The following is a 24,185-nucleotide window of genomic DNA, read 5'->3' on the forward strand; positions in this document are numbered from 1 at the left end:
GCGGGAGCGGCGGCGTCAGCGCGGACGCGGCTTCGCGAGACCGACGTCGTACGCCAGCACGACGGCCTGGACGCGGTCGCGCAGGCCGAGCTTGCGCAGGACCGAGGAGACGTGCGTCTTGACCGTCGCCTCGCTGAGCACGAGGTATGCCGCCAGCTCGGCGTTCGAGAGCCCTTGCGCGACGAGCCGCAGCACGTCCAGCTCGCGCTCGGTCAGGTCGCGCAGATCGGGCAGCGGGCGCTCGTCACCGGGCAGCTCGCCGGCGAAGCGGTCGAGCAGCCGGCGCGTCGCGCTCGGCGCGAGCAGCGCGTCGCCGCCCGCGACGACGTGGACCGCGTCGACGAGCTGCGCCGGTCTGACGTCCTTCAGCATGAAGCCGCTGGCGCCGGCCCGCAGCGCGGCGAAGACGTACTCGTCGAGGTCGAACGTCGTCAGGATGATCACCTTCGTCGCCGGCTCGGCGGCGACGATCCGGGCCGTCGCGTCGATCCCGTCGAGCTGCGGCATCCGCACGTCCATCAGCACGACGTCCGGCCGCGCCGTCCGCGCCAGCGCGACCGCCTCGGCGCCGTCGCACGCCTCGCCGACGACGTCGATCGACGGTGCGCTCTCGAGGATCAGCCGGAAGCCCCCGCGCACGAGCGCCTGGTCGTCGACGAGCAGCGTCCGGATCGTCATGCGGCTCCCTCCAGCGGCAGCCGCGCGTGGACGCGGTAGCCGCCGTCGGGTCCCGGCCCGGCCTCGAGCGTGCCGCCGAGCAGCTCCGCCCGCTCGCGCATGCCGCTCGTGCCCCGCCCGCCGCCGGCGCGCCCGCCGTCCGTGCGGCCTGCGCCCGCCGCGCCCGCATCGTCGCCGCAGCCGTCGTCGCGCACGTCCAGCTCCAGTGCCGACGGCTCCCACCGCAGCGCGACCTCGGCGTGCGTCGCACCGGCGTGACGCAGCGTGTTCGTCAGCGCCTCCTGCACGATCCGATAGGCGGACAGGTCGACCGGCGCCGGCAGCGGCGACGGCGGCCCGTCGCGTCGCACCGTCACAGCGAGCCCGGTCGCGCGCACCCGCGCGACCAGCTCGTCGAGGCGGGCGAGGCTCGCCCCGCCCGTGTCGTCGTCAGCGTCGAACGGGCGCAGCGCCGGCAGCAGCCGGCGCAGCTCCGCCAGCGTCTCGCGGCCGGTCGCCTCGATCGCGCGCAGCGCCGCGCGCGCTCTGTCGGGCCGCTCGTCGAAGACGTGGTCGGCCGCGGTCGCCTGCACGACGATCACCGAGACGCTGTGCGCGATCACGTCGTGCAACTCGCGCGCGATCCGCGCCTGCTCCTGCGCGACTGCGGCGCGCGACGCCTCCTGCTGGCGCACGACACGGACGCGACGCAGCTCGCCCGTCCCCCACGCGGCGGCCGCGACCGCCAGCAGGAAGACGACGTCGCCCGGCTCGCCGCCGGCCGGGCCGGCGGCGAGCGCCAGCACCGCGAGCCCGGCGAGGCCCCACCAGGACCCGAGCGGCGGGCGGCGGAACGCGAGCGCGCCGACCGCCACGTAGGCGCCGATCGGCAGCACGATCTCGCTGTGCAGCGCCTGCAGCCCGGCGGCGGCGCTGAGCGCGACCGCCGCCGTCAGCGCCGGTCGCGCGTGCCGCAGCGGGAGCACGGCGCCCTGCACCAGCGCGAGGCCGACGCCGAGCGCGACCAGCCACGCCGCGTCGTCGCCGCGGTACTTGACCGCGCACGCGACCATGAACAGCGCGACGCACCCTGTGAGCACGGCATCTCCGGACCGTCGCATCGGGCGATCATCCCGCATCGGCCGCATCGGCACGAGCTTCGATCGCTCGGATGAGCCGGTCTCAGCCCTCGGACGGAGGCGCGCGTCGGCCGCTCATCCGACCGATCGAACCTTCTTCTGGAGCGGTCTCCGGCGTTCTACGGTGCTGGCAGCTATCGGGCCGCGCGATGCGGCCAGGAGGACCAATGCGACAGACACCGGGCACGCGGTCGTCGCGCCCTCTGCGCCAGCGCGTCGACGTGTTCGTCGACGCCTGCGCCGACCTGGGCGTGGGACCGTGCTGGGACCCCGAGCGCGACGCGCTCGCATGGGTCGACATCGTGACGCGCGAGGTGCACGTGAGCGACGGGTCGGCGACCCTCACGCACGTCGTGCCGGCGCCGGTCGGCGCGGCGGTGCCGAGCGCCGACGGCGGGCTGCTGCTGGCGCTCGGCGTCAGCTTCGCCGCGCTCGACCTCGACCGCGGGACGCTGCGCGGGCTGGCGTCGGTCTCCGGCGACCCGCAGCGGATCCGCATGAACGACGGGAAGGTCGATCCGGCCGGCCGCTTCTGGGCCGGTACGACGGCGTACGACGGAACGCGCGGCGAAGGCGTCCTGTACCGCCTCGACGGACCGGGCAGAGCGCGGCCGCTGGTCGCGCCGGTGACCGTCTCCAGCGGACTCGGCTGGTCGCCCACCGGCGACCGCATGTACTTCGTCGACTCGCCGCGCAGATCGGTCGCCGTGTTCGACTTCGACGTCGCCGGCGGCCGGCTCGGCCGCCGTCGCACGCTCGTCGACACGCGCCCGCACGCGGGCGTGCCGGGCGGTCTCGCGGTCGACGAGCTGGGGAACGTCTGGGTGGCGTTCACCGACGGCGCGGCGGTGCGCTGCTTCGACGGCGACGGCGGGCGGCTGCTGGCCGAGCTGCCGCTGCCTGTCCAGCGGCCGACGAGCTGCGCGTTCGGCGGGCCTGACGGACGGCTGCTGCTCGTGACGACGGCCCGTCGCGGCCTCGCCGCGCAGGCGCTCGCTGCACAGCCGCTGGCCGGCTCGGTGCTCGCGCTGGAGCCGGGGATCTGCGGTCCCCCGTCGACGCCGGCGCGCGGGCAGGGCAGATGACCGCCGCCGAGATGACCGCCCTCGTCTGGACGGCGCCGTACGAGGCCGTGCTGGCGCAGCGGGCGATGCCCGTCGCGGGCGACGGCGAAGCGGTCGTGCGCGTACGCGCGACCGGCGTCTGCGGCTCGGACCTGCACGGCTTCCGCGGCCACAGCCCGCTGCGCGTCGCGCCGCTCGTGCTCGGCCACGAGGCGGTCGTCGAGGACGAGCACGGCGCGCTGTTCGTCGTCAACCCGCTCGTCGGCTGCGGCCGCTGCCGGATGTGCGACGCCGGGCAGCCGAACCTCTGCCCGCAGCGCGGGCTGCTCGGGCTCGACCGCCCCGGCACGTTCGCCGAGCACGTCAGCGTGCCGCGCGCGAACCTGCTGCCGCTGCCCGCGCACGTCCCGCTCGTGCTCGGTGCGCTGACCGAGGCGCTGGCGACGCCGGTCGCCGCGCTCGCCGCCGCCGCGCCGGGCCCCGATGCCGTCGTCGCCGTGATCGGCTGCGGGCCGATCGGCCTGCTGGCGTGCCACGCGGCGCGGCGCTGGGGCGCGAGCCTCGTCGCCGCCTACGACCTCGACGAGCGGCGCGTCGCGCACGCGCAGCGGCTCGCCGACGTCGTCGGCACGAGCCCGGCCGAGCTGCGGGGCGCGCTCGACGGCGCCAGCGACGGGCTCGGCGCCGACCTCGTGATCGACGCGGTCGGGATCGAGGCGAGCTGGAACGCGGCGTTGGAGCTGGTGCGGCCGGGCGGCACCGTCGCCGAGGTCGGCCTCGGCGCGGCCATCGGCGAGGCGCCGGTCGGCCACATCGTCCGCCAGGGGATCCGCTGGCAGGGCGTCTATGCCTACACGCCGGCCGACTTCGCCGCGGCGCTCGAGCTGATCGCCGGCGTCCCGCCGGAGCTGGGGTGGGTCGAGACCGCGCGGCTCGACGACGGTCCCGCGCTGCTGGCCGAGCTGGCGCGCGGCGCCGGGCCGGTGAAGGCGGTCTTCGAGCTGTGACGGCGTGATCTCCGCGGCGGCGCAGCGCCGGGCGCGATCAGGCGACGGGCGCCCGATCCGTGGCGAGCACCGCCTTGAGCTGGAGCGCGGCCTTGGTGTGGAGCTGGCTGGTCCGCGACTCCGAGATTCCGAGCACCTCACCGATCTGGAGGAGGGTGAGGTCGTGGTGGTAGCGCAGCCCGAGCACGACCTGCTCGCGCGCGGGCAGCTGCCGGACCGCGGCGCCGATCCGCTCGCTCCGCTCGGTCTCGTCGCTGTCGGCGGCCGGGTCGACGGCGTCGAGGTCGGGCAACGTGTCGAGCAGCGCGACGGGACGGCCGTCGGCCAGCACCGGGCCCCACGGCTCGTCGAGTGCGACGATGCGCGAGTCGGAGACGCGCTGGAGCGACGCGGCCAGCTGCCTGCGGCTCATCGAGAGCGCGCCGGCGAGCTCGGGGTCGGTCGGCATCCGCTGGAGGCGCATCGCCAGCTCGGCGGTCGCGCGCTCGATCTCACGCGCCTCCGCGCGGACCGCGCGCGGCACCCAGTCGAGCGATCGCAGCCCGTCGAAGATGGCGCCGCGGATGCGGGTGTCGGCGTACGCCTCGAAGCGGACGCCGCGGACCGGCTCGAAGCGCTCGACCGCGTCCAGGAGGCCCTTGAAGCCGTCGGAGATGAGGTCGGCGACGTCGACGTGGGCGGGCATCCGCGCGGCGACGCGGCCGGCCACGTACTTGACGATCGGCGAGTACGCCAGGACGAGGTCGTCGCGTGCCGCCCGCTCGCCGGTCCCCTTGTAGCGTCGCCACCGCTCCGCGAGGACGATCCGTCTGGTGGAGCCCGTCACGAAATGACCTGATTCAGGTGTATAAGCGCGATGGCTGATTGTCGCACGGATCGCGCCTCGATGCCGGTCACGGTCGCTGCGTGTCCGGCGAGGCGATAATCGGTCGACCGATGAGTCTCCGGGCGTGAGGACGTTTAGACGGGCATGAGCACACAGAACGCCGACTTCACCGCGCGGATCGAACGCCACCGGCGCGAGATCCACGTCCACTGCTACCGCATGCTCGGCTCCTACGAGGAGGCGGAGGACCTCGTCCAGGAGACGTTCCTGCGCGCCTGGGACAAGCGCGCGACGTTCGCCGGCGGGAGCTTCCGCGCGTGGCTCTACCGGATCGCGACGAACGCCTGCCTCGACGCGCTGCGGCGCAGCAGACGGCGCGTGCCGACGTTGGACAGATCGTTCGTCGAGCTGCCGTGGATCCAGCCCTATCCCGACCGGCTGCTCGACGAGGTCCCCTCGCCGGAGGGCGAGGAGCCGGCGGCGGTGGTCGTCGCGCGCGAGACGATCGAGCTGGCGTTCCTCGCCGTGATCCAGCTGCTGCCGGCGCGTCAGCGCGCGGTGACGATCCTGCGCGACGTGCTCGACTGGTCCGCCGCCGAGACCGCGGACGCACTCGGCATCTCGGTCGCGGCCGCCAACAGCGCGCTGCAGCGGGCACGGGCGACGCTCGCGGAGCGGGCCGAGCGCGAGCGGCCGGTCGCGCAGCCGAGCGCCTACGAGCAGGAGCTGCTGGCGGCGTTCATCGACATGCACGAGCGCGGCGACAAGGACGCGGCGCTGGCGGTCGTACGCGAGGACATCCGCGTCACGATGCCGCCGCACCCCTACTTCTATGAGGGGATTCCCGCGATGCGCGAGCTGCTCGCGAGAGCGTTCGACGAGCCGCTGGGCGAGTGGCGGCTGGTGCCGACGCGCGCGAACCGGATGCCGACCGCGGCGAGCTACCTGCGTCTCCCCGGCGACACCGTCTTCCGCGCGTTCAAGTTCGACGTGCTGCGGGTCGAGGGCGACAAGATCGTCGAGATAACGACGTTCGGGCCGGAGCTGTTCGGTGCGTTCGGGCTGCCGCTGACGCTGCCGTCATCGTCTGCCGGTCGATAACGTGGCCGGCTCAGCACATGAACTGCGAACGAGGGATGAGCACATGAGCGCCACCGGACTGTCCTCTGCGCGGATCGAGGAGCTGCTCGGCGACGACGCCGGCGAGCTGCTCGGGTTCGACTCGCCCGCCTTCTCGTCCGAGCAGCTGCACCTGCCGGGCGGCGACTACGTCGACCGCGTCCTGCGCGACTCCGACCGTTCATCCGGCGTTCTGCGCAACATGCAGTGGCTGCTCGACAGCGGCCGCCTCGCGGGCACCGGCCACGTATCGATCCTGCCGGTCGACCAGGGCATCGAGCACTCCGGCGGTGCGAGCTTCGCGCCCAACCCGATGTACTTCGACCCCGAGAACATCGTGCAGCTCGCGATCGAGGGCGGCTGCAACGCGGTCGCCTCGACGCTCGGCGTCCTCGGCGCCGTCAGCCGCAGACACGCCCACAAGCTGCCGTTCATCGTCAAGCTCAACCACAACGAGCTGATGACGTACCCGAACAGCTTCGACCAGGTGATGTTCTCCTCGGTCCAGCGCGCGCACGAGATGGGTGCCGCGGGCGTCGGCGCGACGATCTACTTCGGCTCCGCCGACGGCCGCCGTCAGCTCGTCGAGGTCGCGCAGGCGTTCGAGGAGGCGCACCGCCTCGGCATGTTCACCGTGCTCTGGTGCTACCTCCGCAACGACGCCTTCTCGGGCGACAAGGACTACCACCTCGCGGCCGACCTGACCGGCCAGGCGAACCACCTCGGCGTCACGATCGAGGCCGACATCATCAAGCAGAAGCTGCCCGAGACCAACGGCGGCTTCCGCGCCGTCGGCTTCGGCAAGACGCACGACAAGGTCTACTCCGACCTCAGCAGCGACAACCCGATCGACCTCTGCCGCTACCAGGTCATCAACTGCTACCTCGGCCGCATCGGCCTGATCAACTCCGGCGGCGCGTCCTCGGGCGCGAGCGACCTCGCCGAGGCCGTCCGCACCGCCGTGATCAACAAGCGCGCGGGCGGCATGGGCCTGATCTCGGGCCGCAAGGCGTTCCAGCGCCCGTTCGCCGAGGGCGTCGCGCTGCTGCAGGCGATCCAGGACGTGTACCTGTCGAAGGACGTCACGGTCGCGTGAAGACGCCGTCGCGGGTCGTCGCGACCGGCATCGTCTTCGAGGAGCCGCACGATCCCGCGGCGGCGTACGCCGCCGCGGACGGCTTCCTCACGCCCGAGGCGCGTCAGGCGATCGACGCCTGGCGCGCGGGTGACGCGCTGCTGCTGACCCACGCCGCCTTCGCCGAGATCGACGACGGCCACGGCGTGCGGCGCTGGGGCGGCCCGCCGCAGGGTCCCCACCCGGTGCCGACGCACGGCTCGGCGACGGCGACGCTGCTCGGCCTGGCCGTCGGCTACGGCGAGGACCTGCTGCCCGCGCTCGGCATCAACGGGCTGACGATCTCGCGCTTCGACTTCCATGCCGCGCCGCGCCGGATCGAGCTGGACGAGTCGATCCGGCGGCGGCTGAGACTCGACTGACCGGCGGCCTCAGCCGCGCAGCATGCGCGCGAAGCTGATCGTGCCGCGGTTGCCGGCGAGGTCGCGTCCGTCGAGCACGACGCGGACGGGCAGGCGCCCGCCGCGCGCGCCGGCCAGCAGTCTGCGCGCGGCCGGCGTCAGCCGCGCGTTTACGCCCACTGCGCGGCCCGCCGCGGCAGCGAACGACGCGCGGCCGAGGACGACCGTCCGCGCACGCGAGCCGGTGCCGGTCGTACGCTGGAGCCGCACCGTCCCCTCGCAGGCGCCGCTGCCGTCGCCCTCGCGCGCGGAGCAGGCGATCTGCAGCGCCACCGCGCCGTCGGCATTCGCGCGCAGCGCTCCGCCGAGCAGTCTCAGCCCGGGCGCGTACGGGTTGACCTGGAACCCGCGCACCGCGCTCTCGCCGCGGCGACCGTCGGCCGTCACGGCGCGGATCTCGATGCGGTGGCCGCCGGCGCGCATGCCGCTCCGCTCGTGGGGCGAGACGCAGCGCTCCCACGGCCCGTCGTCGAGCCGGCACTCGTAGCTCGCCGCCGCGGGGTCGACGGCGAACGCCACGCGCACGCTGCGCGAGCGCGTCAGCGCTCCGGGCGATTCGGTCACGGTCACCGCCGGCGCCGGCGCCGGCGCCGGAGCCGGCGCGGGCAGGGCGGGCCCGGGGCTGGGGCCGCCCGGCGGCGTGACGGGCGGGCCGCCGGGATCGACCGGAGCGCCGCCGATCACCTGCGCGGCCGCCGACGTCACGCTCGCGCTCGTACGGCGCGTGCCGGTGACGCGGCAGGCGACCGCGCTGCCGGCGTCCGCGCCGGTGACGGCATACGTTGCGCCGTCGGCGCCGGCGATCGGCGCGCCGTCACGCAGCCAGGCGTAGGACAGCGCCACGTCGGCGGGCCAGTCGGCGACCGCGCACGACAGCGTCTCGCCCGGGCGGGAGGACGCCGGCAGCGTCGCGCTGCCGGCGTCGAAGCCGAGGCGGCTGGCGTCGATCCGCAGCGTCGAGCCGCTCGTCTTGCGCTCGGCGACGAAGACGTCGACGTCGTGCAGCGCTCCTCTCACGAGCCCGAGGCTCGCCGCCTGCTGGTCGAGGTCGACCGTGCTCGATGCCGGGCCGTGAACGCCGCCGACGTCGGCTGCCAGCCGGCCGTTGACGAAGATCCAGATGTCGTCGTCGCCGGTGACGGTGATCGTCTCCCCGCCCGTGTAGCGGATCTCCGAGTGCAGCTCGACGGTGAAGCTGAAGTTGTGCGGGAGGTTGTCGCTGCCGGTGCGCGCCGGCTCCTTGCCCGCTCTGACCCAGCCGCTGCCGTCGAGCGGGAAGAAGCCGCCGGAGGCGTCGTAGCGGTAGCGCCCGTTCGGCTGCCGTGCGATCGACAGCGCGATCGGCTCGGCGAGGTTGACGTCCGGTGTGTCCGCGAACCACTGCTCGAACGCCGCCCGGCCGTGCGTCGTCGCCGACCCGGCACCGAGCTCGCCCTTGTTGTAGACCGGCGTGCCGTCGGGGCCGAGCGTCGTTCTGACGATCCCGCTCTCGAACCCGCTCGCGTTCTCGAAGTCGATGTGCCCGCGCGGGAGCCCCTGGCCCGCCGGCAGGTCGTAGCCGCGGAAGTCGCGCGCGGTCCCTTCCAGTGTCAGCGAGGCGGGCGGGTCGGCGGCGCTCGCGGCGGCCGGCGGGAGGCTGAGGGCGGCGGCGAGCAGCGCGCTCGCGAGCAGTCGGCGATGCATCGGCGGAATGCTACGGGGCGAGCGATGGCGCGCCAGCCGAGCTGGCCGCGCGTACGATGGAGCGATGCGGTCGCGCAGCTTCAAGCAGGTCGACGTCTTCGGCGAAGGGCCGCTGTGCGGCAACCCGGTCGCGGTCGTGCTCGACGGCGACGGGCTCGACACCGCCACGATGCAGCGCTTCGCGCACTGGACCAACCTGTCGGAGACGACGTTCGTGCTGCCGCCCACCCACGCGGGCGCCGACTACCGCGTGCGGATCTTCACGCCGGTCGGCGAGCTGCCGTTCGCCGGCCACCCGACGCTCGGCACCTGCCACGCCTGGCTGGAGGCCGGCGGCGGTCGCGGCGGCGCGGGCGCGGAGCGGATCGTGCAGGAGTGCGGCGCCGGCCTCGTCGAGATCCGCCGCACGCCCGGCGGGCTCGCCTTCGCGGGACCGCCGCTCGTCCGCTCCGGCGCCGTCGAGCCGGCGCTGCTCGCCGACGTGACGGCCGCGCTCGGGATCGCGCCGGACGACGTCGTCGCCGCCGAGTGGGTCGACAACGGGCCCGGCTGGCTGGCGGTCCTGCTCGGCTCCGCGCAGCAGGTGCTCGCGCTGGCGCCGTCGTTCATCGACCTCGACGTCGGCGTCGTCGGTCCGCACCCGCCCGGCTCCGAGGAGGCGATCGAGGTGCGCGCGTTCTTCCCGAAGGACGGAACGCTGGTCGAGGATCCGGTCACCGGCAGCCTCAACGCCTCGCTCGCCGACTGGCTGCTGCGCAGCAGCCGGCTGAGCGCGCCCTACGTCGCGCGGCAGGGCACCGCGCTCGGCCGCGCGGGCCGCGTCCACGTGACGCGCGACGACGACGGCACGATCTGGGTCGCCGGCGCGACCGTGACCTGCCTCGACGGCGTCGCGACGATCTGAGCGGGCCGCGGTGCGGCGCACGCCGGGCGCCGCTCAGCCGCGCGGCGTGTCGAGCAGGCCGGCGTCGAACGCGACGAGCGCGACCTGCACGCGGTTGGCCGCCTCGAGCTTGTCGAGCAGGCGGCTGACGTGCGTCTTCACCGTCGCCTCGCTCATCTGCAGGCGGCGGCCGGCCTCGGCGTTCGAGCAGCCCTCCGCGACGAGCGCGAGCACCTCGCGCTCGCGCGGCGTCAGCCGCCGCAGCCGCTCGCGCGCGAGCGCGCCCTGCGCGCTGCGGCCGGAGGCGAACGTCTCGATCAGCCGGCGCGTGACGACCGGCGAGAGCATCGCCTCGCCGCCCGCGACGACGCGGATCGCGTGCAGCAGCTCGCGCGGCGGCGTGTCCTTCAGCAGGAAGCCCGCGGCGCCCGCGCGCAGCGCGTCGTGGACGTACTCGTCGAGGTGGAAGGTCGTCAGCACGATCACGCGCGGCGGCGCCGCGAGCGCGGCCAGCTCGCGCGTCGCCGCGAGCCCGTCGAGTCGTGGCATGCGGATGTCCATCAGGACGACGTCGGGCCGGTGGGCGAGCGTCTCGGTCACCGCCGCGCGGCCGTCCGCCGCCTCGGCCGCGACGCGCACGTCGTCGGTCGACTCGACGATCATCCGCAGACCCGAGCGCACGAGCGCCTCGTCGTCGGCGATCAGGACGCGGATCACGCCGGCAGCCGTGCGCTGAGGTGGAAGCCGCCGTCGAGCGTCGGCTCGGCGTGCAGCTCGCCGCCGGCGAGCGCGACGCGCTCACGCAGGCCGAGGAGGCCGTGGCCGCCGCCGCCGCCGGCGCCGCCGCTGCTCGCGAGCGGCGGCGTGCTGTGGACGCCGTCCGCGCTCGCGGCGCCGCCCTCCGCGCGCCCGCCGTCTCCGTCCGGCGCGACCGGCCGCCCGCCGTTGCGAACGCTGACGGCGAGCGCGCCGTCGCCGTAGGCGAGCCGCACCGCGACGGTCGTCCCGGGCGCGTGGCGGCGCGCGTTCGTCAGCCCCTCCTGCACGAGCCGGTAGGCGGTCCGCTCGACGCCCGCGGACAGCGGCCGTCGCTCACCCTCGACCGCCAGCTCCAGCGCGGCGCCGGTCGCGCGCCAGTCGCTCAGCAGCACGTCGAGGTCGTCGAGCGTCGGCTGCGGCGCGAGCGGCACCGCGGGCGCGGCGCCGTCGTCGGCGCGCAGCACGCCGACGATCTCGCCCAGCTCGCGCAGCGCCTGGCGGCCCGTCGTGCGGATCGTGTGCGCTGCCGCTTCGGCCTGCCCGTGGTCGCGGCCGAGCGCCAGCTCGAGCGCGCCGGCGTGCAGGACCATCAGCGACACGCGATGCGCGATCACGTCGTGCATCTCGCGCGCGATCGCGGTGCGCTCGTCGGCACGCGCGCGGGAGGCGACGAGGTCGTGCTCGCGCTCCAGCGTCCGCGTGCGCTCGCGCAGCTGCTCGATCAGCCGCCGCCGCGCGTTGACGTAGAGGCCGACGAACGTCGCCGTCAGGCCGGCGACCGTCATCTCGGAGACGTCGAAGTGGAGCGCGCCGTCGGCGACGCTCGGCCCGCAGCCGCGCGCGAGGCCGACGAGCGCCAGCGCCCACACGACGCGGTCGCCGCCGCGGGCGGCCGCGAGCGTGTAGCTCGCCACCAGGAACGGCAGCACGACGCCGTCGAGGCACCAGCCGGCGAGCCCGGCGAGCGCGACCGGCAGCGGGAACCGGCGGCGCCAGAGCAGCGCGACCGACGCGAGTGCCGCGACGGTGACGCTCGCCGCCTGCCCGTTCAGGATCCCGGTCGCCGCCTGCTCAGAGCTGTTCCCGACGGAGACGAACAGCGCCACCAGGACGAGCGCGACGTCGCCGGCAGTCGCGGACCACGGCGGTCGCTCGACCTGCGGGAACAGCCACCGACCCTGAGACTCGACCGTCATCGTCGCGGCCGAGTGTAGAACCGTGCCGCATCCCGCCACATCCGACGAAAGACGGACGGCACGGCGCGACGATCGGATGACGTCGGCAGCGACGGCGGGGCGATCCGCGCGGCGTCGCGCCCCGTCACGGTCGGTTCCATGCTCCCGTCCACGATCATCTCCGCCGTCGGCGTCACCCGGACCCACGGCGCAGGCGACGAAGCGGTGCACGCGCTCGACGGCGTCTCGGTCGACGTCCCGGCCGGCCGCCTCACCGCGATCAGCGGATCGCCGGGCGCGGGCAAGACGACGCTCGCGCACCTGCTCGGCGGACTCGACCGGCCGACCGCCGGCAGCATCGAGGTCGACGGCATCGAGCTGACCGCGCTCGACGACGACGACCTCGCCGCGCTGCGCCGCGACCTGTTCGGGTACGTCTTCCGCGCGCCGAACCTGCTGCCGGTCCTGACGGTCGACGAGAACGTCCTCGCGCCGCAGTGGGTCGCCGGCCGCCGTCCAGGCCGCCGGCGGCTGGAGCTGTCGATCGAGCTGGCGGGGCTCGGTGCGCACCGTAGGCTCCTGCCCGCGCAGCTGACCGGCGTCCAGCAGCAGCGCGTCGCCGTCGCGCGCGCCCTGCTGGGCGAGCCGGCGGTCGTCTTCGCCGACGAGCCGGCCGGCGACCTCGACGAGGACGACGCGGCGGAGCTGCTCGGCCTGCTGCGGCGCGTCGTCGACGAGCTGGGGCAGACCGTCGTGCTGCTCACGCGCGACGCGCGCGCCGCGGCTGCGCTCGCGCACCGCGTCGTCACGCTCGACGGCGGACGACGCTCGATGTGCGTGGCGCCGCGGGTCCCTGGGACCCGAAACCTCGCGCACATCGGCGCGCGTGCGGCGGCCCCCGGCCGGCGGCGGCGGATCCGCGCACGGACGCCGCCCGTTTGACGCGCGCGCAGGCGGGGGAATCCTGCGGCGGGTGGGTCGCGTGCGCAACAGCCTCTTCGTCGTGCCGGCGCTGCTGGCCGCCGCCGTGCTGCTCGTGCTCGCGAGCCCGGCCGCCGACGCCGCGCGCAGACCGGCGTCGCGCGCGGCGGCGAAGGCGATCAAGCGGGTCGCCCTGAGAGCGTGCGGCTCGCCGCCCGGCGGCTGCCGCTACCTCGGCGCGCGCGTCTCGACGCGCAACGCCCGCTACGCCTGGGCCGACGTCGTCGGCGAGGGCTTCTCGGGGGTGCTGCTGAAGCGGCCGAGCGCGCGCTCGCACCGCTTCAGCGTGATCGGCACCCAGGGCGGCGGGATCGGCTCGTGCGCCTATTGGCGCGCCCGCGCGCCGCGCCCGGTCCTGCGCGACCTGCGCGTCTCCGGCCTGCTCGACGCCTCCACCGGCGCGACCGGCCGCTGCGGCTGACCGGCCGCGGCCTGCCACGCTGGCCACGCCGCTGCGGCTGACCGCGCCGGTGAGGGTGCGGCGCTCCGCTCCTAGCGGCCGCCCGCTCTCGGTCTGGCTCTCGCTCTCGGCGCCACAGCCGTCACGACGAGCGTGCGCGCCGCGCTCGCGCTGTGCGCGCCCGCCGCGGAGACGCCGGCGCGCACCGTCAGCCGGCGTCTGGCGGCGACGGTCCCGCGCAGTTCGACGACCACGCGTGCGGAGGCCGTGCCGCGCGCGGCGAGCCGGCGCGTCGTCCAGCAGGCGGCGCCTCTGCGGGCGCCGCGCGCAGCGGTGCGCACGCGCACGCCGGCCGGCAGCCGCAGGCATGTCCGCACGTTGCTCAGCGCCTGTGAGGAGCGGTTGCGGGCGACGAGCGTGAGCGCGACCGTCTGGCCGCGGGCGATGCGCGACCGGCTCGCGCGCAGCGTCAGCGCGAGCCGCGCTCTCGCCGGCGTTCTCGGGACGGATCTCGGCTCCGGCTTCGGGGCCGGCGGAACCGGCGGCTTGGGCGGCTCCGGCGGCGCGGGACGCTCGCCGCACGGCGCGAGGTCGTAGCCGCACTGGTCGACCTCCAGCGGCGTTCTCGTCACGCCGTCGCTGCGCGGAGTCACCGTGACGGACACGTCGCTCGCGCCGCCGTCGGCCGCGACCTGCAGCCACGGTGATGTCGGGTCGGAGGTGACCTTCCCGCCTCTCACGGTGACGCTGTAGCCGGTCGGGTACTTCGCGCGTGGGATGAAGACGACCGTCTTCGGCTCGCCGGCGAAGCTGCCGCCGCCGGCGCGCTGCGTCGAGTACGTCAGCTGCGCGACTCTCGTGGAGCGGTCGAAGCTCCATCTCTGCGGCGTCCCGGCGATCGCCATCGGGTACGGCACGACGAGCGCGTCGACCTTCGCCGGCTTGGCGTTCGCGAGGCTGGCCGGCTTCTGCTCGTCGATCAGGAAGCGCTGCTGCTGCGGGCCGCTGCCGTCGAGCTGCGCGTTGTAGGCGTAGACCGCCCAGGGCGCGAACGCGCGGTCGGCGGCGTCGACGAGCGCGGTCTGCTCGCGCAGCTCGTCGGTCGCGCTGAACTCGCCGAGGTAATAGGGGAAGCGCTCTCTCCCGACGTAGTCGATCACCTGGTCGAGCTGTCTCTGGTTGAGCCCGATGCAGCGATCGATCATCTCGTCGCCGATCGGGGCGTCGTAGAACGTCGAGAACAGCGTCTCGATGCAGTAGTTGTGGTCGGAGTAGCCGACGGCGCCGAGGTCGGCCCGTCTGAGCGGGAGCGGCAGCGGGCTGTACTGGCTGGCCGGCTCGTCCTCGAGGAACAGCAGGTGGTCGCCGTCGATCCGCCTGATCGCCGCGTTCGTCTGCTGGTAGAGCGTGCGGATGCGCTCGGGCGTCGTCTGCCGCGGCTCGTTGACGACGTTGTAGCCGATGATGTTGCGGTGGGACTTGAAGCGCTCGGCGGCGATCTCCCACCAGCGGACGAAGTGGTCGCGCAGCCCGACGCCGTCGGCCGCCGGTGCGTTCTCGTGGAACGAGTCCCACGCCGCCATGCACTGCTCGTGCGTGAGCACGCCGGTGGTCGTTCTGGGCGTGAGCATCCAGTCGGGGAACCCGTCGCCGACGAGTCCGGCGATCAGCGGACAGCGGCGTGAGTAGTTGTCCTGGTTGAGGACCATGAACGTGCCGATGCCGTAGGAGCCGAGCAGTCTGTCGTAGTCGGCGAACTTGCCCAGGTACTCCATGTCGACGTTGCCGATGTCGGGCTCCAGCGCCTCGGGCTCGAAGCCGAAGCGGATGCCGGTGAAGCCGAGGTCCGCGAGCAGGCGCGCGTCGTCTCTGCCGAGGAAGGCCGGGTGCAGCGGCGGCAGCGTGGTGACGGCGTTGAAGCCGTGCGGGGTGAAGACGCGGCCGTCCGGATACGTGATGTAGCGGTCGGCGCCGCCGAAGTAGCCCGGCGCCGCGGAGGCCGGCGCGGCGAGCGCCAGCGCGGCCAGGCAGGGGCCGACGATCGCCGCGCCCAGGCGGGCAGCGGTGCGTTTGAACATCTCTGATCCCTCCTACGATTCCAATTAATGGAATGCTATTGTAATTAATAGAAACCCTAGGCGCAGCTCACGCGGGTGTCAAACGACCCGTGCCGCGGCGCCCCGAGAAGGAGCAGCGAGTGAAGATCACCGAGGTCGACGCCTTCTACCTGGCGATGCCCGACATCGCGGCGACCGCCGACGGCACGCAGGACACGTTCCTCGTGCGGCTGCGCACCGACACCGGCCTGGAGGGGTGGGGCGAGTCCGACGCCTCGCCGCTCGTCTCGCTCGCCTGCTACTGCTGCCCGCCGTCGCACGCGAACATCGTCAACCTGCGCAGCTCGCTGCTCGGCGCGCCGCTCGACTCGGTCGAGGACCTCCGCCGCGTCCGCGGCCGCGCGCTGCGTGGCGCGCTCGACATCCAGCACGTCCACCACGCCTTCAGCGCCGCCGACATCGCGCTGTGGGACCTGCTCGGCAAGCGGCTCGACGCACCCGTCTGGGCGCTGCTCGACGGCGACGGCGCACGTGCGTTCCCGAAGCGCCCGTACGCATCGGTCCTGTTCGGCGACACGCCGCGGGAGACCGAGGCGCGCGCCGCGCAGCAGCGCGCCGCCGGCTTCGACGCGGCGAAGTTCGGCTGGGGGCCGATCGGCCGCGACGGCCGCGCCGCTGACGTCGCGCTCGTCGCCGCTGCCCGCGCCGGGCTGAGCGACGACGCGCTGCTGCTGGTCGACGCCGGCTGGGCGTGGGGCGAGGACGCCGCGACCGCCGCGCAGCGCGCGGCCGACTTCGCCGAGCACGGCGTCGGCTGGCTGGAGGAGCCGCTGCTGCCGGAGGCGATCGAGGCGTACCGCGAGCTGGCGGCGCGCATGCCGGCGGTCCCGATCGCGGCCGGCGAGAGCAGCGGCCGCTTCCGCGACGCGCAGGACTTCATCGCCAACGGCGGCGTCGACACGATCCAGATCGACGCCGGCCGGATCGGCGGCATCACGCCCGCGCACGCCGTCCGCCGGCTCGCCGAGCGGAGCGCGACGCCGTACGTCAACCACACCTTCAAGTCCCACCTCAGCCTCGCCGCGGCGCTGCACGTCTTCGCCGCGGCCGAGCGCTGCGAGCTGCTGGAGTACGTCGTCGGCGGCGCGCCGCTGGCGCAGGAGCTGGTGCGCGACCCGCTCGAGCGCCGCGCCGACGGCACGGTGGTCGCGCCCGAGCGGCCCGGCCTCGGCGTCACGGTCGACGTCGAGACCGTGCGGCGGTACCTGAGACCGGTCCGCATCAGCGTCGGCGGGCGCGAGCTGGAGGTCGGCGACCAGCAGCCGTGACCGCAGCCGTGACCGCGGCGCCGCTCAGAACGTCGCGGTCAGGCCGCCGTCGACCGTGATCACCTGCCCCGTCAGGTACGTGTTCGCCGGGCTCGCCAGCCAGGCCGCGTGGACGGCGACCTCCGCCGGCTGCGCGGCCCGCCCGAGCGGCAGCTTGCCGTGCTCGACGTAGATCGAACGGAACGGCTCGGTCTCCAGCTCGTGGACGCCGTCGACCGCGCCCATCGCGGTGTCGACGAAGCCGGGCGCGAGCGCGTTCGCGAGCACGCCGCTGCGCGCCAGCTCGACCGCGAGCGTGCGCGTCGCCTGGTTGAGGCCGGCCTTCGCGACGTCGTAGGCGAGCGAGCCGGGCTCGCCGTACTCGCCGTGGACCGAGCTGACGTTGACGATCCGCCCCCAGCCGCGCTGCGCCATCGCCGGCACGAGCGCGGTCATCAGCGCGACGGGCGCGCGCAGGTTGACCGCGAGCACGCGCTCGTAGTCGGCCATCGAGAAGCCGAGCAGCGGCGTCGCGATCGAGACGGCGGCGTTGTTGACGAGCACGTCGACGTCGCCGAGGTCGGCGGGGACGGCGCGCAGCAACGCGTCGAGCTGGTCGGGCTCGCCGAGGTCGCAGACGTATGAGGCGCCGTGCTCCAGCTCCGGCGACGCGACCGTCGCGACGGACGCGACGCGCGCGCCGGCGCCGGCCAGCCGCTCCGCGATCGCGCGGCCGATCCCGCGGCTGGCGCCGGTCACGAGCGCGACGCGGCCGGCCAGCTCTCCCGTGCCGCTCATCGCGTCACGCGCCCGAGGTGGCGGTGGATGATCGCGCGCATCGCCTCGGCGCTGGCGGCGAGGTCGTCGAGCGTCATGCGGTTGAGCACCGCCGCGATGCTGATCGCGCCGGAGGCGATCGACGGCGACGCGAGGAAGACCGGGAAGGCGATGCAGTTGACGCCCAGCTCGTTCTCCTCGCCGTCGAGCGCGTAGCCGCGCTCGTCGGTCTCGCGCAGCGACGCGATCAGCTGCTGTGGGTTGACGATCGTCGACGGCGTCACCGGCTGCGCGTCGGCCGGGACGAACCGCTCGAGGAACCCGAGCGGGTCGTCGGCCGGCAGCCGGCTGGCGAGCAGCGCCTTGCCGAGCGCGGTGCTCCACGCCGGGTTGCGGCCGCCGATGATCGACGTCATCTGCACGCGCTGGCCACGCGGCGTCACCTTCGCCTGGTAGACGACCTCCTGCCCGTCGAGCTCGGCGTAGTGGGTCGTCTCGCCGTACGTCTCGGACAGCTCCTGCAGGCACGGCATCACGAGCACCTGCTCCTGGCGCGCCTCCTGGTGCTCGTAGGCGAGCCGCACGAACTCCGAGCCGAGCACGTAGTGGCCCGACTGCGGGTGGTGGGCGAGCCCGCTGCGCTCGAGGATCGCGAGCGCGCGGTGGACGCTCGACTTGGGGTAGCCGAGCTCGCGCGAGAGGTCGTCGAGGCTCACGCCGTAGGGGTGCGCGGCGAGCGACTTGAGGATCTCGAGCGTCCGCTCGGCGCCTCTCGCCTGACTGCCGTCGACTTGACGTTTCTCACCACCGGTGGAAGAGTGCATTCCGCAATAGTAGAACATCCTTCCGATAATTGGAATCCCCAATTCGGACGAGAAGAGGAAGCATGTGGTGTAAGAGGCTGTTTGCGAGAGCCGTGCTTGCGGCGCTCACGGCGTCCGCGGTCGCGTTGACGGCGTGCGGAGGCGGGTCGTCCTCTGCGGACGACAAGAGATCGACGGGCGCCGACTTCCCGACCGGCAAGACGATCCCGAGCGACCCCGTCGAGCTGACGATGTGGTGGTGGGGAGACCAGGAGGCGGCGGGCGCCAGAAGATGGCTCGCCGAGACCGTGCAGGCGTACGAGGCCGAGCACCCCAACGTCACGATCAAGACGGTCCTGCAGACGACCGACAGCCTCGTGCCGGCGTTCAACACCGCCGCGGCCGCGAGAAGAGGTCCGGACATCCAGTTCTTCTGGGGCGGGATCAACTCGCTGGAGCCGGCCTGGCGCGGCTACATCCGGCCGATCTCGAAGTACATCCCGAGAGACGAGCTGGCGCACTACGTCAACGCCGAGGAGGACACGTTCGACGGCGAGGTCTGGACGATGCCGTGGTACGTCCAGCCGTCGTTCCCCGTGCTCTATCGCAAGGACGTGCTGAGAAGCGCCGGCGTCGAACCGCCCGAGACGTTCGACGAGCTGCTGGCCGCGTGCGACGCGCTCGTCGCGAGAGGGATCACGCCGATCAGCGGCGGCCTCAAGGACGGCTTCTTCGCCGGCTGGCTGTACTCGATGCTCGGCAACCAGAACGTCTCCGCCGGCGACGTGCTCGCGGCGGTCGCCGGCGAGCAGAGATTCGACGACGAGCGGCAGGCGGCGTGGTGGAGAGCGCTCCAGGCGCTGCGCGACAGAAGATGCTTCAACGACGACATCAACTCGCTGCAGCTCTACCAGGGCCAGCAGAGATGGAGCGACGGCAAGGCCGCGATGACGGTCACCGCCGGCTCCGACGTGCGCAAGTTCGTCGAGTCGGTCGGCGTCGACAAGGTCGGCCTGATGCCAATGCCGAGATGGGCCGACGGCGAGTACGCCGGCAAGCTCGGATCGACCTCGCAGACGCTCGGCATCACCTCGACGACGAAGTACCCGCAGGTGGCGGCCGACTTCCTCAGATTCATGCACACGCCCGACCGGATGAACTCGTTCTTCAGAACGACCGGCGCGATCCCGGCCGACGACCGCTTCGACGGCGCGCAGATCGAGCTGCCCCAGCTGAAGCAGATCTTCGACTACACGAAGGAGTTCTCGCCCTACCTCGAGGACTTCATCCCGACCGAGCTGGACGCGAAGGGCATGTTCTCGCAGGTGCAGCTGCTGATGGGCGGCAACGCCGACGCCGACGAGGCCGCGGAGGCGATCGAGCAGCTCGCGCAGCGGCTGCGGACGACGCGACCGGATGAGAGAGAGAACTTCGCGAAGTGGGCCGCGTCGTACAGATGAGCGCGCGCATCCGCCGCACGTGGGAGCCGCTGGCGTGGATCGCGCCGGCGCTCGCCGTCGTGCTCTGCATCTTCGTCTACGGGCTCGTCTCGCTCGTCGACATGGCGACGCACCTGCAGGGCAGATTCGTCGGGATCGACAACCTCGAGCTGACGTTCGAGGACCCGGCCTTCCGCACGGCCCTCGGCCACAACGTGCGGCTGCTGCTCGCGGTCCCGATCCTGATCGTGCTGTCGTCGCTGATCGCGATCCTGCTGTTCGAGGCGGTGCGCGGCTGGCGCTGGCACCGCGCCGTCGTCTTCCTCCCGTACGTGCTGCCGATCCCCGTGATCGGCGTCGTCTTCGGGCTGCTGCTGACGCTCGACGGGCCGATCAACACCGCGCTGCGGTCGGTCGGCCTCGGCGGACTCGCGCACGACTGGCTCGGGCAGCCGAGCTGGTCGCTGTGGACGCTGACCGCCGTGATCGTCTGGAAGGAGCTGGGCTTCGGCGTCATCCTGCTGCTCGCGCGGCTGATGTCGCTCTCCAGCGAGACGTTCGAGGCGGCGCGGCTCGACGGCGCGCGCTTCTGGAGACTGCACACGCGCATCACCCTGCCGCAGCTCGGGAGCGTGATCGCCTTCTACGCGGTGACGGAGGCGATCACGATGGTCTCGTGGGTCTTCAACTACGTCTACGTGATCTCCAACGGCACCGGCGGTCCGGGCGACGCGACCCAGGTCGCCGAGCTGTACATCTACCAGACCGCATTCCAGTTCAACGCGCGTGAGCTGGCGGCCGCCGCCGCGCTGCTGCTGTTCGCCGCGACGTTCGTGCTGATCCTGATCTTCTTCCGCATCCAGCACCGGCGGAAGGGCGACGCCCATGCCTAGGCTGCTGCGTGCCGCGCCGCGCCACATCGTCCTGTGGGTCGTCTCGCTGTCGGCCCTGCTGCCGTTCTACGTGATGGTGACGGCCGCGTTCAAGACGCAGAAGGACTTCCGTCAGCACCCGTTCTCGCTGCCGACCTCGCCGACGCTCGACGCGTTCGACGCGGCGCTCTCCGACGATTTCGTCAGATGGGTGCTGAACTCGCTCATCCTCACCGTCGGAAGCGTCACCGTGACGCTCGCGCTCGCCGCGTTCGCGGCATGGGGCTTCGCGCAGTGGCAGTTCAAGGGCCGAGACACATTGCTGGCGGCGCTCGTCTCGCTGATGGTCGTACCGCCGGTCGTGCTCGTGATCCCGCTCTTCAAGGCGGGCAGCGACCTCGGCCTGATCGGCACCTACCAGCTCGCGATCGCGATCTACGTCGGCTTCATGCTGCCGTTCTCGATCTACATGCTGACGAATTACTTCCGCACGATCCCGAAGGCGCTGATCGAGGCGGCGGTGATGGACGGCGCCAGCTCGTTCGGGGTCTTCCGCACGGTCGTGCTGCCGCTCGCGGCGGCGCCGCTGATCACGCTCGGCGTCGTCAACGTGCTGTGGGTCTGGAACGAGCTGCTGATCGCGCTCGTCTTCCTCAACGACGACGACCACCGCACGCTGATGGTCGGCATCACCGGCTTCCAGAGCCGCAACAGCCTTGACGTGCCGACGATCATGGCCGGCCTCACGCTCGCATCGCTGCCGATCGTGACGCTGTACGTCTTCGGGCAGCGCTTCTTCGTCCGCGGCCTCGTCGCGGGTGCGATCAAGGGAGAGTAGGACCACCGATGGCAGCAATCGAGCTGGACCGGATCAGCAAGCGGTTCGCGGACGGCACCGTCGCGATCGACGACCTCTCCCTCACGGCCGCCGACGGCGAGTTCCTGATCCTCGTCGGCCCGTCGGGCTGCGGCAAGTCGACGGCGCTGCGGTCGGTCGCGGGGCTCGAGACGATCGACGGCGGCGAGATCCGGATCGGCGGCGAGGTCGTCAACGACGTCGCGCCGCCCGACCGCGACATCGCGATGGTGTTCCAGAGCTACGCGCTCTACCCGCACCTGACGGTCGAGCGCAACATGGCGTTCCCGCTCCGGATGAGAAAGGTCGCGGCGGCGGAGGCGAACAGGCGCGTCGCCGACGCGGCGGCGCTGCTCGGGATCGAGGCGCTGCTGCAGCGCAAGCCCGGCCAGCTCTCCGGCGGGCAGCGCCAGCGCGTGGCGATGGGCCGCGCGATCGTGCGCCAGCCGCGCGCGTTCCTGATGGACGAGCCGCTCTCGAACCTCGACGCGAAGCTGCGCGTGCAGATGCGCGCGGAGCTGGTCAACCTCCACCGCCGCCTCGGCGTCACGACGCTCTACGTGACGCACGACCAGGTCGAGGCGATGACGCTCGGCGACCGTGTCGCGGTCCTCAACGGCGGGATCGTGCAGCAGGTCGACTCGCCACATCGGCTCTACCGCAGACCGGCGAACACCTACGTCGCCGGCTTCATGGGCAGCCCACCGATGAACTTCCTGCCCGGCCGGCTGCGCGGCGGCGCGCTCGAGGTCGGCGGCCAGGCGGCGTCGGCGTCGGAGCGCTGGCAGGGCGCCGACGGCGACGTGCTCGTCGGCGTGCGGCCGGAGGGACTCGCGCCCGGCCCGCCGCCGGCGGGCGAGCCGGCGGTCGCGTTCGACGCGCTCGTCGAGCTGGTCGAGGACATCGGCGCGGAGAGCATCGTGCACGTGCGGCCGGCGGGGCTGGAGCCGGCCGAGCTGGCCGACCGCCCGATCGAGCTGCGCGGCACGCTCGCGATGCGCGTCGTCTCCGGCGCGACGTTCGCGATCGGCGAGCGCGTCAGCGTCCACGCCGTCGCGGACAGGCTGCATGCGTTCGACGTCGCCAGCAGGCTCGCGCTGGCGCACGCGGGGGAGTGAGGTGCGCGCGCGCTGGCGGGCGGCGGCTGACGGGCAGGCGGCGACGCGGGCGGCGGCTGACGCGGCGGCGGCTGACGCGGCGGCGGCTGACGGCGAGGTCGTCGCGGGTCGGCCGTAGACTGCCCGCGCGATGGCGGGCGAGCCGACCTACGAGCTGCTGCGCGTGCGCACGCGCGCCGGGGACGAGACGACCGTCTACCTCGTCCGTCACCCGCGCGCGACGACCCGGCTCAGCGTCGCGTGCTTCGCCGCCCCGACGCGCCTTGACCGCTGGTGCGTCGAGAACGACCGCCCGGAGGCGATCGTCGCGGGCTTCTTCGTGCGCGACCCGCACCTGCCGCTCGGCGAGGTCCGCGTCGGCGGCGTCCCCGTCGTCCACGAGCCGGTCGCCGCGCCGTGGGCGGGACGGCGCGCGTGCGTCCACGTCGACGGCGAGATCCGGATCGCGCCGCGCGAGGAGCTGGCCGATGTGGGGGGAGGCGACCTCGTCCAGGCCGGCCCGCTGCTCGTGCGCGACGGGACGGCCGCGATCGTCGACGGGGAGGATCGCGAGGGCTTCTCGGCGGGCGCGTCGCAGTTCGACTCCGACATCACCGCCGAGCGCCACCCGCGCTGCGCGCTCGGCGTCAGCGAGGACGAGCTGCTCGCCGTCTGCTGCGACGGTCGCCGCTCCGGCGTCGACGCGGGCCTCGACCTCGCCGAGCTGGCGCGGCTGATGGTCTCCTTCGGCGCGCGCGAGGCGATCAACCTCGACGGCGGCGGGTCCGCGACGCTCGTCCATCGCGGCCACCTGCTGAACCGGCCGTACGCCGACCGCGATCAGCCGGCGCCGGAGTCGCGGCCGGTGATGACCGCGCTGCTGTTCGAGCGCGCGCCGTAGGCTCCCGCGCGTGAGCGCTGGCTTCACCCCATCGCACCGCGGCGGCTCCGGGCCGCCGCTCGTCTGCCTGCACGGCTTCACCGACACGTGGCGAACGTGGGAGCTGGTGCTCGACGCGCTGGAGCGCGAGCACGACGTGCTCGCGCCGACGCTCATCGGCCATGCGGGCGGACCGCCGCTGATGAACGGCGCGGTCACGGCCGAGCTGCTGGCGGACGGCGTCGAGCGCGCGATGGACGCGGCCGGCTTCGCGACCGCGCACATCGCGGGCAACTCGCTCGGCGGCTGGGTCGCGTTGCAGCTCGCCGCGCGCGGCCGCGCCGAGTCGGTCGTCGCGCTCGCGCCGGCCGGCGGCTGGGCGCGCGGCGACGACTCGTTCCGCGCGACGCTCGCCCACTTCGAGACGATGCAGGAGCAGGTCAGAGCGGCGCTGCCGCACGCGGCGTCGATCGTCGCCACGCCGCAGGGCCGGCGGCTGGCGACGCAGTTCATCACGACCAACTGGGAGCACATCCCCGCCGACCTGATCGTCCACCAGATGCGCGGCGTCGCCGGCTGCGCGGTCCGGCCGCTGGCCGACTACGCCGCGCGCGAGGGCTACGACCTCGACGCGGAGCGGATCGACTGCCCGGTCCGGATCGTCTGGGGCACGGCCGACAAGATCCTGGCGTGGCCGTCGACCGCCGCCCGCTTCCGCGACGACTGGCTCCCGCACGCCGACTGGGTCGAGCTGGACGGCGTCGGCCACTGCCCCCAGCTCGACGTCCCGCTCGAGACGGCCGAGCTGATCCTCGGGTTCACGGCGCGCTGAGCGGGCGGCGGGCGCGGGGCGGCGGCCGCTTGCGCG

Annotated in this window: 24 protein-coding genes; 15 read left to right on the forward strand and 9 right to left on the reverse strand. The window is 73.7% G+C overall.

The annotated features are described in order from the left end of the window. Window positions 1-15: 15 nt before the first annotated feature. Complete coding sequence (locus CWOE_RS01790; RefSeq protein WP_012931845.1) at window positions 16-678, reverse strand: response regulator; 663 nt, start codon at window positions 676-678, stop codon at window positions 16-18. Beyond that, on the reverse strand, window positions 675-1,778 hold the full coding sequence (locus tag CWOE_RS01795) for a sensor histidine kinase (RefSeq protein WP_201447114.1): 1,104 nt from the start codon (window positions 1,776-1,778) through the stop codon (window positions 675-677). Before CWOE_RS01795 ends, CWOE_RS01790 begins: the two co-directional genes overlap by 4 nt. Before the next feature lie 185 nt (window positions 1,779-1,963). Here CWOE_RS01795 and CWOE_RS01800 point away from each other — a divergent pair, with 185 nt between their 5' ends. Together CWOE_RS01800 and CWOE_RS01805 are read left to right on the forward strand one after the other, a co-directional pair. After that, window positions 1,964-2,881, forward strand: coding sequence for an SMP-30/gluconolactonase/LRE family protein (locus CWOE_RS01800; protein WP_012931847.1), 918 nt, complete (start codon window positions 1,964-1,966; stop codon window positions 2,879-2,881). Further along, on the forward strand, window positions 2,878-3,867 hold the full coding sequence (locus CWOE_RS01805; RefSeq protein WP_012931848.1) for an NAD(P)-dependent sugar dehydrogenase: 990 nt from the start codon (window positions 2,878-2,880) through the stop codon (window positions 3,865-3,867). Before CWOE_RS01800 ends, CWOE_RS01805 begins: the two co-directional genes overlap by 4 nt. A gap of 37 nt (window positions 3,868-3,904) precedes the next feature. On the opposite strand, the gene CWOE_RS01810 is transcribed toward CWOE_RS01805, so the two are convergent. After that, entirely contained in the window at window positions 3,905-4,693 is a 789-nt protein-coding gene (locus tag CWOE_RS01810) for a FliA/WhiG family RNA polymerase sigma factor (protein WP_012931849.1), read from the reverse strand. A 144-nt stretch (window positions 4,694-4,837) separates the two neighbouring features. Here CWOE_RS01810 and CWOE_RS01815 point away from each other — a divergent pair, with 144 nt between their 5' ends. From CWOE_RS01815 to CWOE_RS01825, 3 genes are read left to right on the forward strand one after another with little or no spacing between them, the layout of a single operon-like run. Continuing rightward, window positions 4,838-5,794 (forward strand): RNA polymerase subunit sigma-70, encoded by a 957-nt coding sequence (locus CWOE_RS01815; protein WP_012931850.1) that lies wholly within the window; start codon window positions 4,838-4,840, stop codon window positions 5,792-5,794. Between the two features lie 43 nt (window positions 5,795-5,837). After that, complete coding sequence (locus tag CWOE_RS01820; protein ID WP_012931851.1) at window positions 5,838-6,908, forward strand: class I fructose-bisphosphate aldolase; 1,071 nt, start codon at window positions 5,838-5,840, stop codon at window positions 6,906-6,908. Beyond that, window positions 6,905-7,309 (forward strand): hypothetical protein, encoded by a 405-nt coding sequence (locus CWOE_RS01825; protein WP_012931852.1) that lies wholly within the window; start codon window positions 6,905-6,907, stop codon window positions 7,307-7,309. Before CWOE_RS01820 ends, CWOE_RS01825 begins: the two co-directional genes overlap by 4 nt. Window positions 7,310-7,318: 9 nt before the next feature. Here the strand turns inward: CWOE_RS01825 and CWOE_RS30010 are convergent, their stop codons facing one another. Beyond that, complete coding sequence (locus tag CWOE_RS30010; protein WP_012931853.1) at window positions 7,319-9,031, reverse strand: fibro-slime domain-containing protein; 1,713 nt, start codon at window positions 9,029-9,031, stop codon at window positions 7,319-7,321. Between the two features lie 64 nt (window positions 9,032-9,095). Here CWOE_RS30010 and CWOE_RS01835 point away from each other — a divergent pair, with 64 nt between their 5' ends. Further along, a complete protein-coding gene (locus CWOE_RS01835; protein WP_012931854.1) occupies window positions 9,096-9,935 on the forward strand; it encodes a PhzF family phenazine biosynthesis protein in 840 nt (279 codons plus the stop codon). A 33-nt stretch (window positions 9,936-9,968) separates the two neighbouring features. Here the strand turns inward: CWOE_RS01835 and CWOE_RS01840 are convergent, their stop codons facing one another. Then, a complete protein-coding gene (locus tag CWOE_RS01840) occupies window positions 9,969-10,631 on the reverse strand; it encodes a response regulator (RefSeq protein WP_012931855.1) in 663 nt (220 codons plus the stop codon). After that, entirely contained in the window at window positions 10,628-11,869 is a 1,242-nt protein-coding gene (locus tag CWOE_RS01845) for a sensor histidine kinase (RefSeq protein WP_012931856.1), read from the reverse strand. Before CWOE_RS01845 ends, CWOE_RS01840 begins: the two co-directional genes overlap by 4 nt. 138 nt (window positions 11,870-12,007) lie before the next feature. Between CWOE_RS01845 and CWOE_RS01850 the strand changes: the two genes are divergently transcribed. Together CWOE_RS01850 and CWOE_RS01855 are read left to right on the forward strand one after the other, a co-directional pair. Next, entirely contained in the window at window positions 12,008-12,790 is a 783-nt protein-coding gene (locus CWOE_RS01850; protein ID WP_012931857.1) for an ABC transporter ATP-binding protein, read from the forward strand. Between the two features lie 31 nt (window positions 12,791-12,821). Next, window positions 12,822-13,250: a hypothetical protein gene (locus tag CWOE_RS01855; protein ID WP_041730020.1), complete on the forward strand. Its 429-nt coding sequence runs from the start codon at window positions 12,822-12,824 to the stop codon at window positions 13,248-13,250. Between the two features lie 71 nt (window positions 13,251-13,321). Here CWOE_RS01855 and CWOE_RS01860 read toward each other — a convergent pair whose 3' ends face one another. Further along, entirely contained in the window at window positions 13,322-15,307 is a 1,986-nt protein-coding gene (locus CWOE_RS01860; RefSeq protein ID WP_012931859.1) for a cellulase family glycosylhydrolase, read from the reverse strand. Window positions 15,308-15,426: 119 nt separating this feature from the next. Between CWOE_RS01860 and CWOE_RS01865 the strand changes: the two genes are divergently transcribed. Next, window positions 15,427-16,614 carry a mandelate racemase/muconate lactonizing enzyme family protein gene (locus CWOE_RS01865; RefSeq protein WP_012931860.1) on the forward strand — a complete coding sequence of 396 codons (1,188 nt, stop codon included), beginning with the start codon at window positions 15,427-15,429 and terminating at the stop codon, window positions 16,612-16,614. Window positions 16,615-16,638: 24 nt separating this feature from the next. Here CWOE_RS01865 and CWOE_RS01870 read toward each other — a convergent pair whose 3' ends face one another. Both CWOE_RS01870 and CWOE_RS01875 read right to left on the reverse strand, forming a co-directional pair. Beyond that, a complete protein-coding gene (locus CWOE_RS01870) occupies window positions 16,639-17,391 on the reverse strand; it encodes an SDR family NAD(P)-dependent oxidoreductase (protein ID WP_012931861.1) in 753 nt (250 codons plus the stop codon). Next, window positions 17,388-18,194, reverse strand: coding sequence for an IclR family transcriptional regulator (locus tag CWOE_RS01875; RefSeq protein WP_049793464.1), 807 nt, complete (start codon window positions 18,192-18,194; stop codon window positions 17,388-17,390). Before CWOE_RS01875 ends, CWOE_RS01870 begins: the two co-directional genes overlap by 4 nt. A 92-nt stretch (window positions 18,195-18,286) precedes the next feature. Here CWOE_RS01875 and CWOE_RS01880 point away from each other — a divergent pair, with 92 nt between their 5' ends. From CWOE_RS01880 to CWOE_RS01905, 6 genes are all read left to right on the forward strand, one after another. Then, window positions 18,287-19,633 (forward strand): ABC transporter substrate-binding protein, encoded by a 1,347-nt coding sequence (locus CWOE_RS01880; protein ID WP_041730021.1) that lies wholly within the window; start codon window positions 18,287-18,289, stop codon window positions 19,631-19,633. Continuing rightward, window positions 19,630-20,505 carry a carbohydrate ABC transporter permease gene (locus CWOE_RS01885; RefSeq protein WP_012931864.1) on the forward strand — a complete coding sequence of 292 codons (876 nt, stop codon included), beginning with the start codon at window positions 19,630-19,632 and terminating at the stop codon, window positions 20,503-20,505. The genes CWOE_RS01880 and CWOE_RS01885 overlap by 4 nt, the downstream gene beginning before the upstream one ends. After that, window positions 20,498-21,322, forward strand: coding sequence for a carbohydrate ABC transporter permease (locus CWOE_RS01890; RefSeq protein WP_012931865.1), 825 nt, complete (start codon window positions 20,498-20,500; stop codon window positions 21,320-21,322). The genes CWOE_RS01885 and CWOE_RS01890 overlap by 8 nt, the downstream gene beginning before the upstream one ends. Window positions 21,323-21,330: 8 nt before the next feature. Further along, window positions 21,331-22,458, forward strand: a complete 1,128-nt coding sequence (locus tag CWOE_RS01895) for an ABC transporter ATP-binding protein (protein ID WP_012931866.1) — start codon at window positions 21,331-21,333, stop codon at window positions 22,456-22,458. Window positions 22,459-22,588: 130 nt separating this feature from the next. Next, the gene (locus CWOE_RS30015) at window positions 22,589-23,338 is read left to right on the forward strand and encodes a phosphodiester glycosidase family protein (RefSeq protein ID WP_012931867.1); all 750 of its coding nucleotides are present in this window, start codon (window positions 22,589-22,591) and stop codon (window positions 23,336-23,338) included. A gap of 10 nt (window positions 23,339-23,348) precedes the next feature. After that, window positions 23,349-24,149: an alpha/beta fold hydrolase gene (locus CWOE_RS01905; RefSeq protein ID WP_012931868.1), complete on the forward strand. Its 801-nt coding sequence runs from the start codon at window positions 23,349-23,351 to the stop codon at window positions 24,147-24,149. Window positions 24,150-24,185: the final 36 nt, after the last annotated feature.

Origin of the sequence: Conexibacter woesei DSM 14684 (assembly GCF_000025265.1) — a bacterium.
GTDB lineage: Bacteria > Actinomycetota > Thermoleophilia > Solirubrobacterales > Solirubrobacteraceae > Conexibacter > Conexibacter woesei.

Coding starts and splice junctions, on each gene's coding strand:
- CWOE_RS01845 (WP_012931856.1), bottom strand. CDS start 11,869: ATGACGGTCGAGTCTCAGGGTCGGTGGCTGTTCCCGCAGGTCGAGCGA.
- CWOE_RS01805 (WP_012931848.1), top strand. CDS start 2,878: ATGACCGCCGCCGAGATGACCGCCCTCGTCTGGACGGCGCCGTACGAG.
- CWOE_RS01885 (WP_012931864.1), top strand. CDS start 19,630: ATGAGCGCGCGCATCCGCCGCACGTGGGAGCCGCTGGCGTGGATCGCG.
- CWOE_RS30010 (WP_012931853.1), bottom strand. CDS start 9,031: ATGCATCGCCGACTGCTCGCGAGCGCGCTGCTCGCCGCCGCCCTCAGC.
- CWOE_RS01835 (WP_012931854.1), top strand. CDS start 9,096: ATGCGGTCGCGCAGCTTCAAGCAGGTCGACGTCTTCGGCGAAGGGCCG.
- CWOE_RS01815 (WP_012931850.1), top strand. CDS start 4,838: ATGAGCACACAGAACGCCGACTTCACCGCGCGGATCGAACGCCACCGG.
- CWOE_RS01875 (WP_049793464.1), bottom strand. CDS start 18,194: ATGCACTCTTCCACCGGTGGTGAGAAACGTCAAGTCGACGGCAGTCAG.
- CWOE_RS30015 (WP_012931867.1), top strand. CDS start 22,589: ATGGCGGGCGAGCCGACCTACGAGCTGCTGCGCGTGCGCACGCGCGCC.
- CWOE_RS01895 (WP_012931866.1), top strand. CDS start 21,331: ATGGCAGCAATCGAGCTGGACCGGATCAGCAAGCGGTTCGCGGACGGC.
- CWOE_RS01790 (WP_012931845.1), bottom strand. CDS start 678: ATGACGATCCGGACGCTGCTCGTCGACGACCAGGCGCTCGTGCGCGGG.
- CWOE_RS01800 (WP_012931847.1), top strand. CDS start 1,964: ATGCGACAGACACCGGGCACGCGGTCGTCGCGCCCTCTGCGCCAGCGC.
- CWOE_RS01820 (WP_012931851.1), top strand. CDS start 5,838: ATGAGCGCCACCGGACTGTCCTCTGCGCGGATCGAGGAGCTGCTCGGC.
- CWOE_RS01870 (WP_012931861.1), bottom strand. CDS start 17,391: ATGAGCGGCACGGGAGAGCTGGCCGGCCGCGTCGCGCTCGTGACCGGC.
- CWOE_RS01795 (WP_201447114.1), bottom strand. CDS start 1,778: ATGCGACGGTCCGGAGATGCCGTGCTCACAGGGTGCGTCGCGCTGTTC.
- CWOE_RS01850 (WP_012931857.1), top strand. CDS start 12,008: ATGCTCCCGTCCACGATCATCTCCGCCGTCGGCGTCACCCGGACCCAC.
- CWOE_RS01890 (WP_012931865.1), top strand. CDS start 20,498: ATGCCTAGGCTGCTGCGTGCCGCGCCGCGCCACATCGTCCTGTGGGTC.
- CWOE_RS01860 (WP_012931859.1), bottom strand. CDS start 15,307: ATGTTCAAACGCACCGCTGCCCGCCTGGGCGCGGCGATCGTCGGCCCC.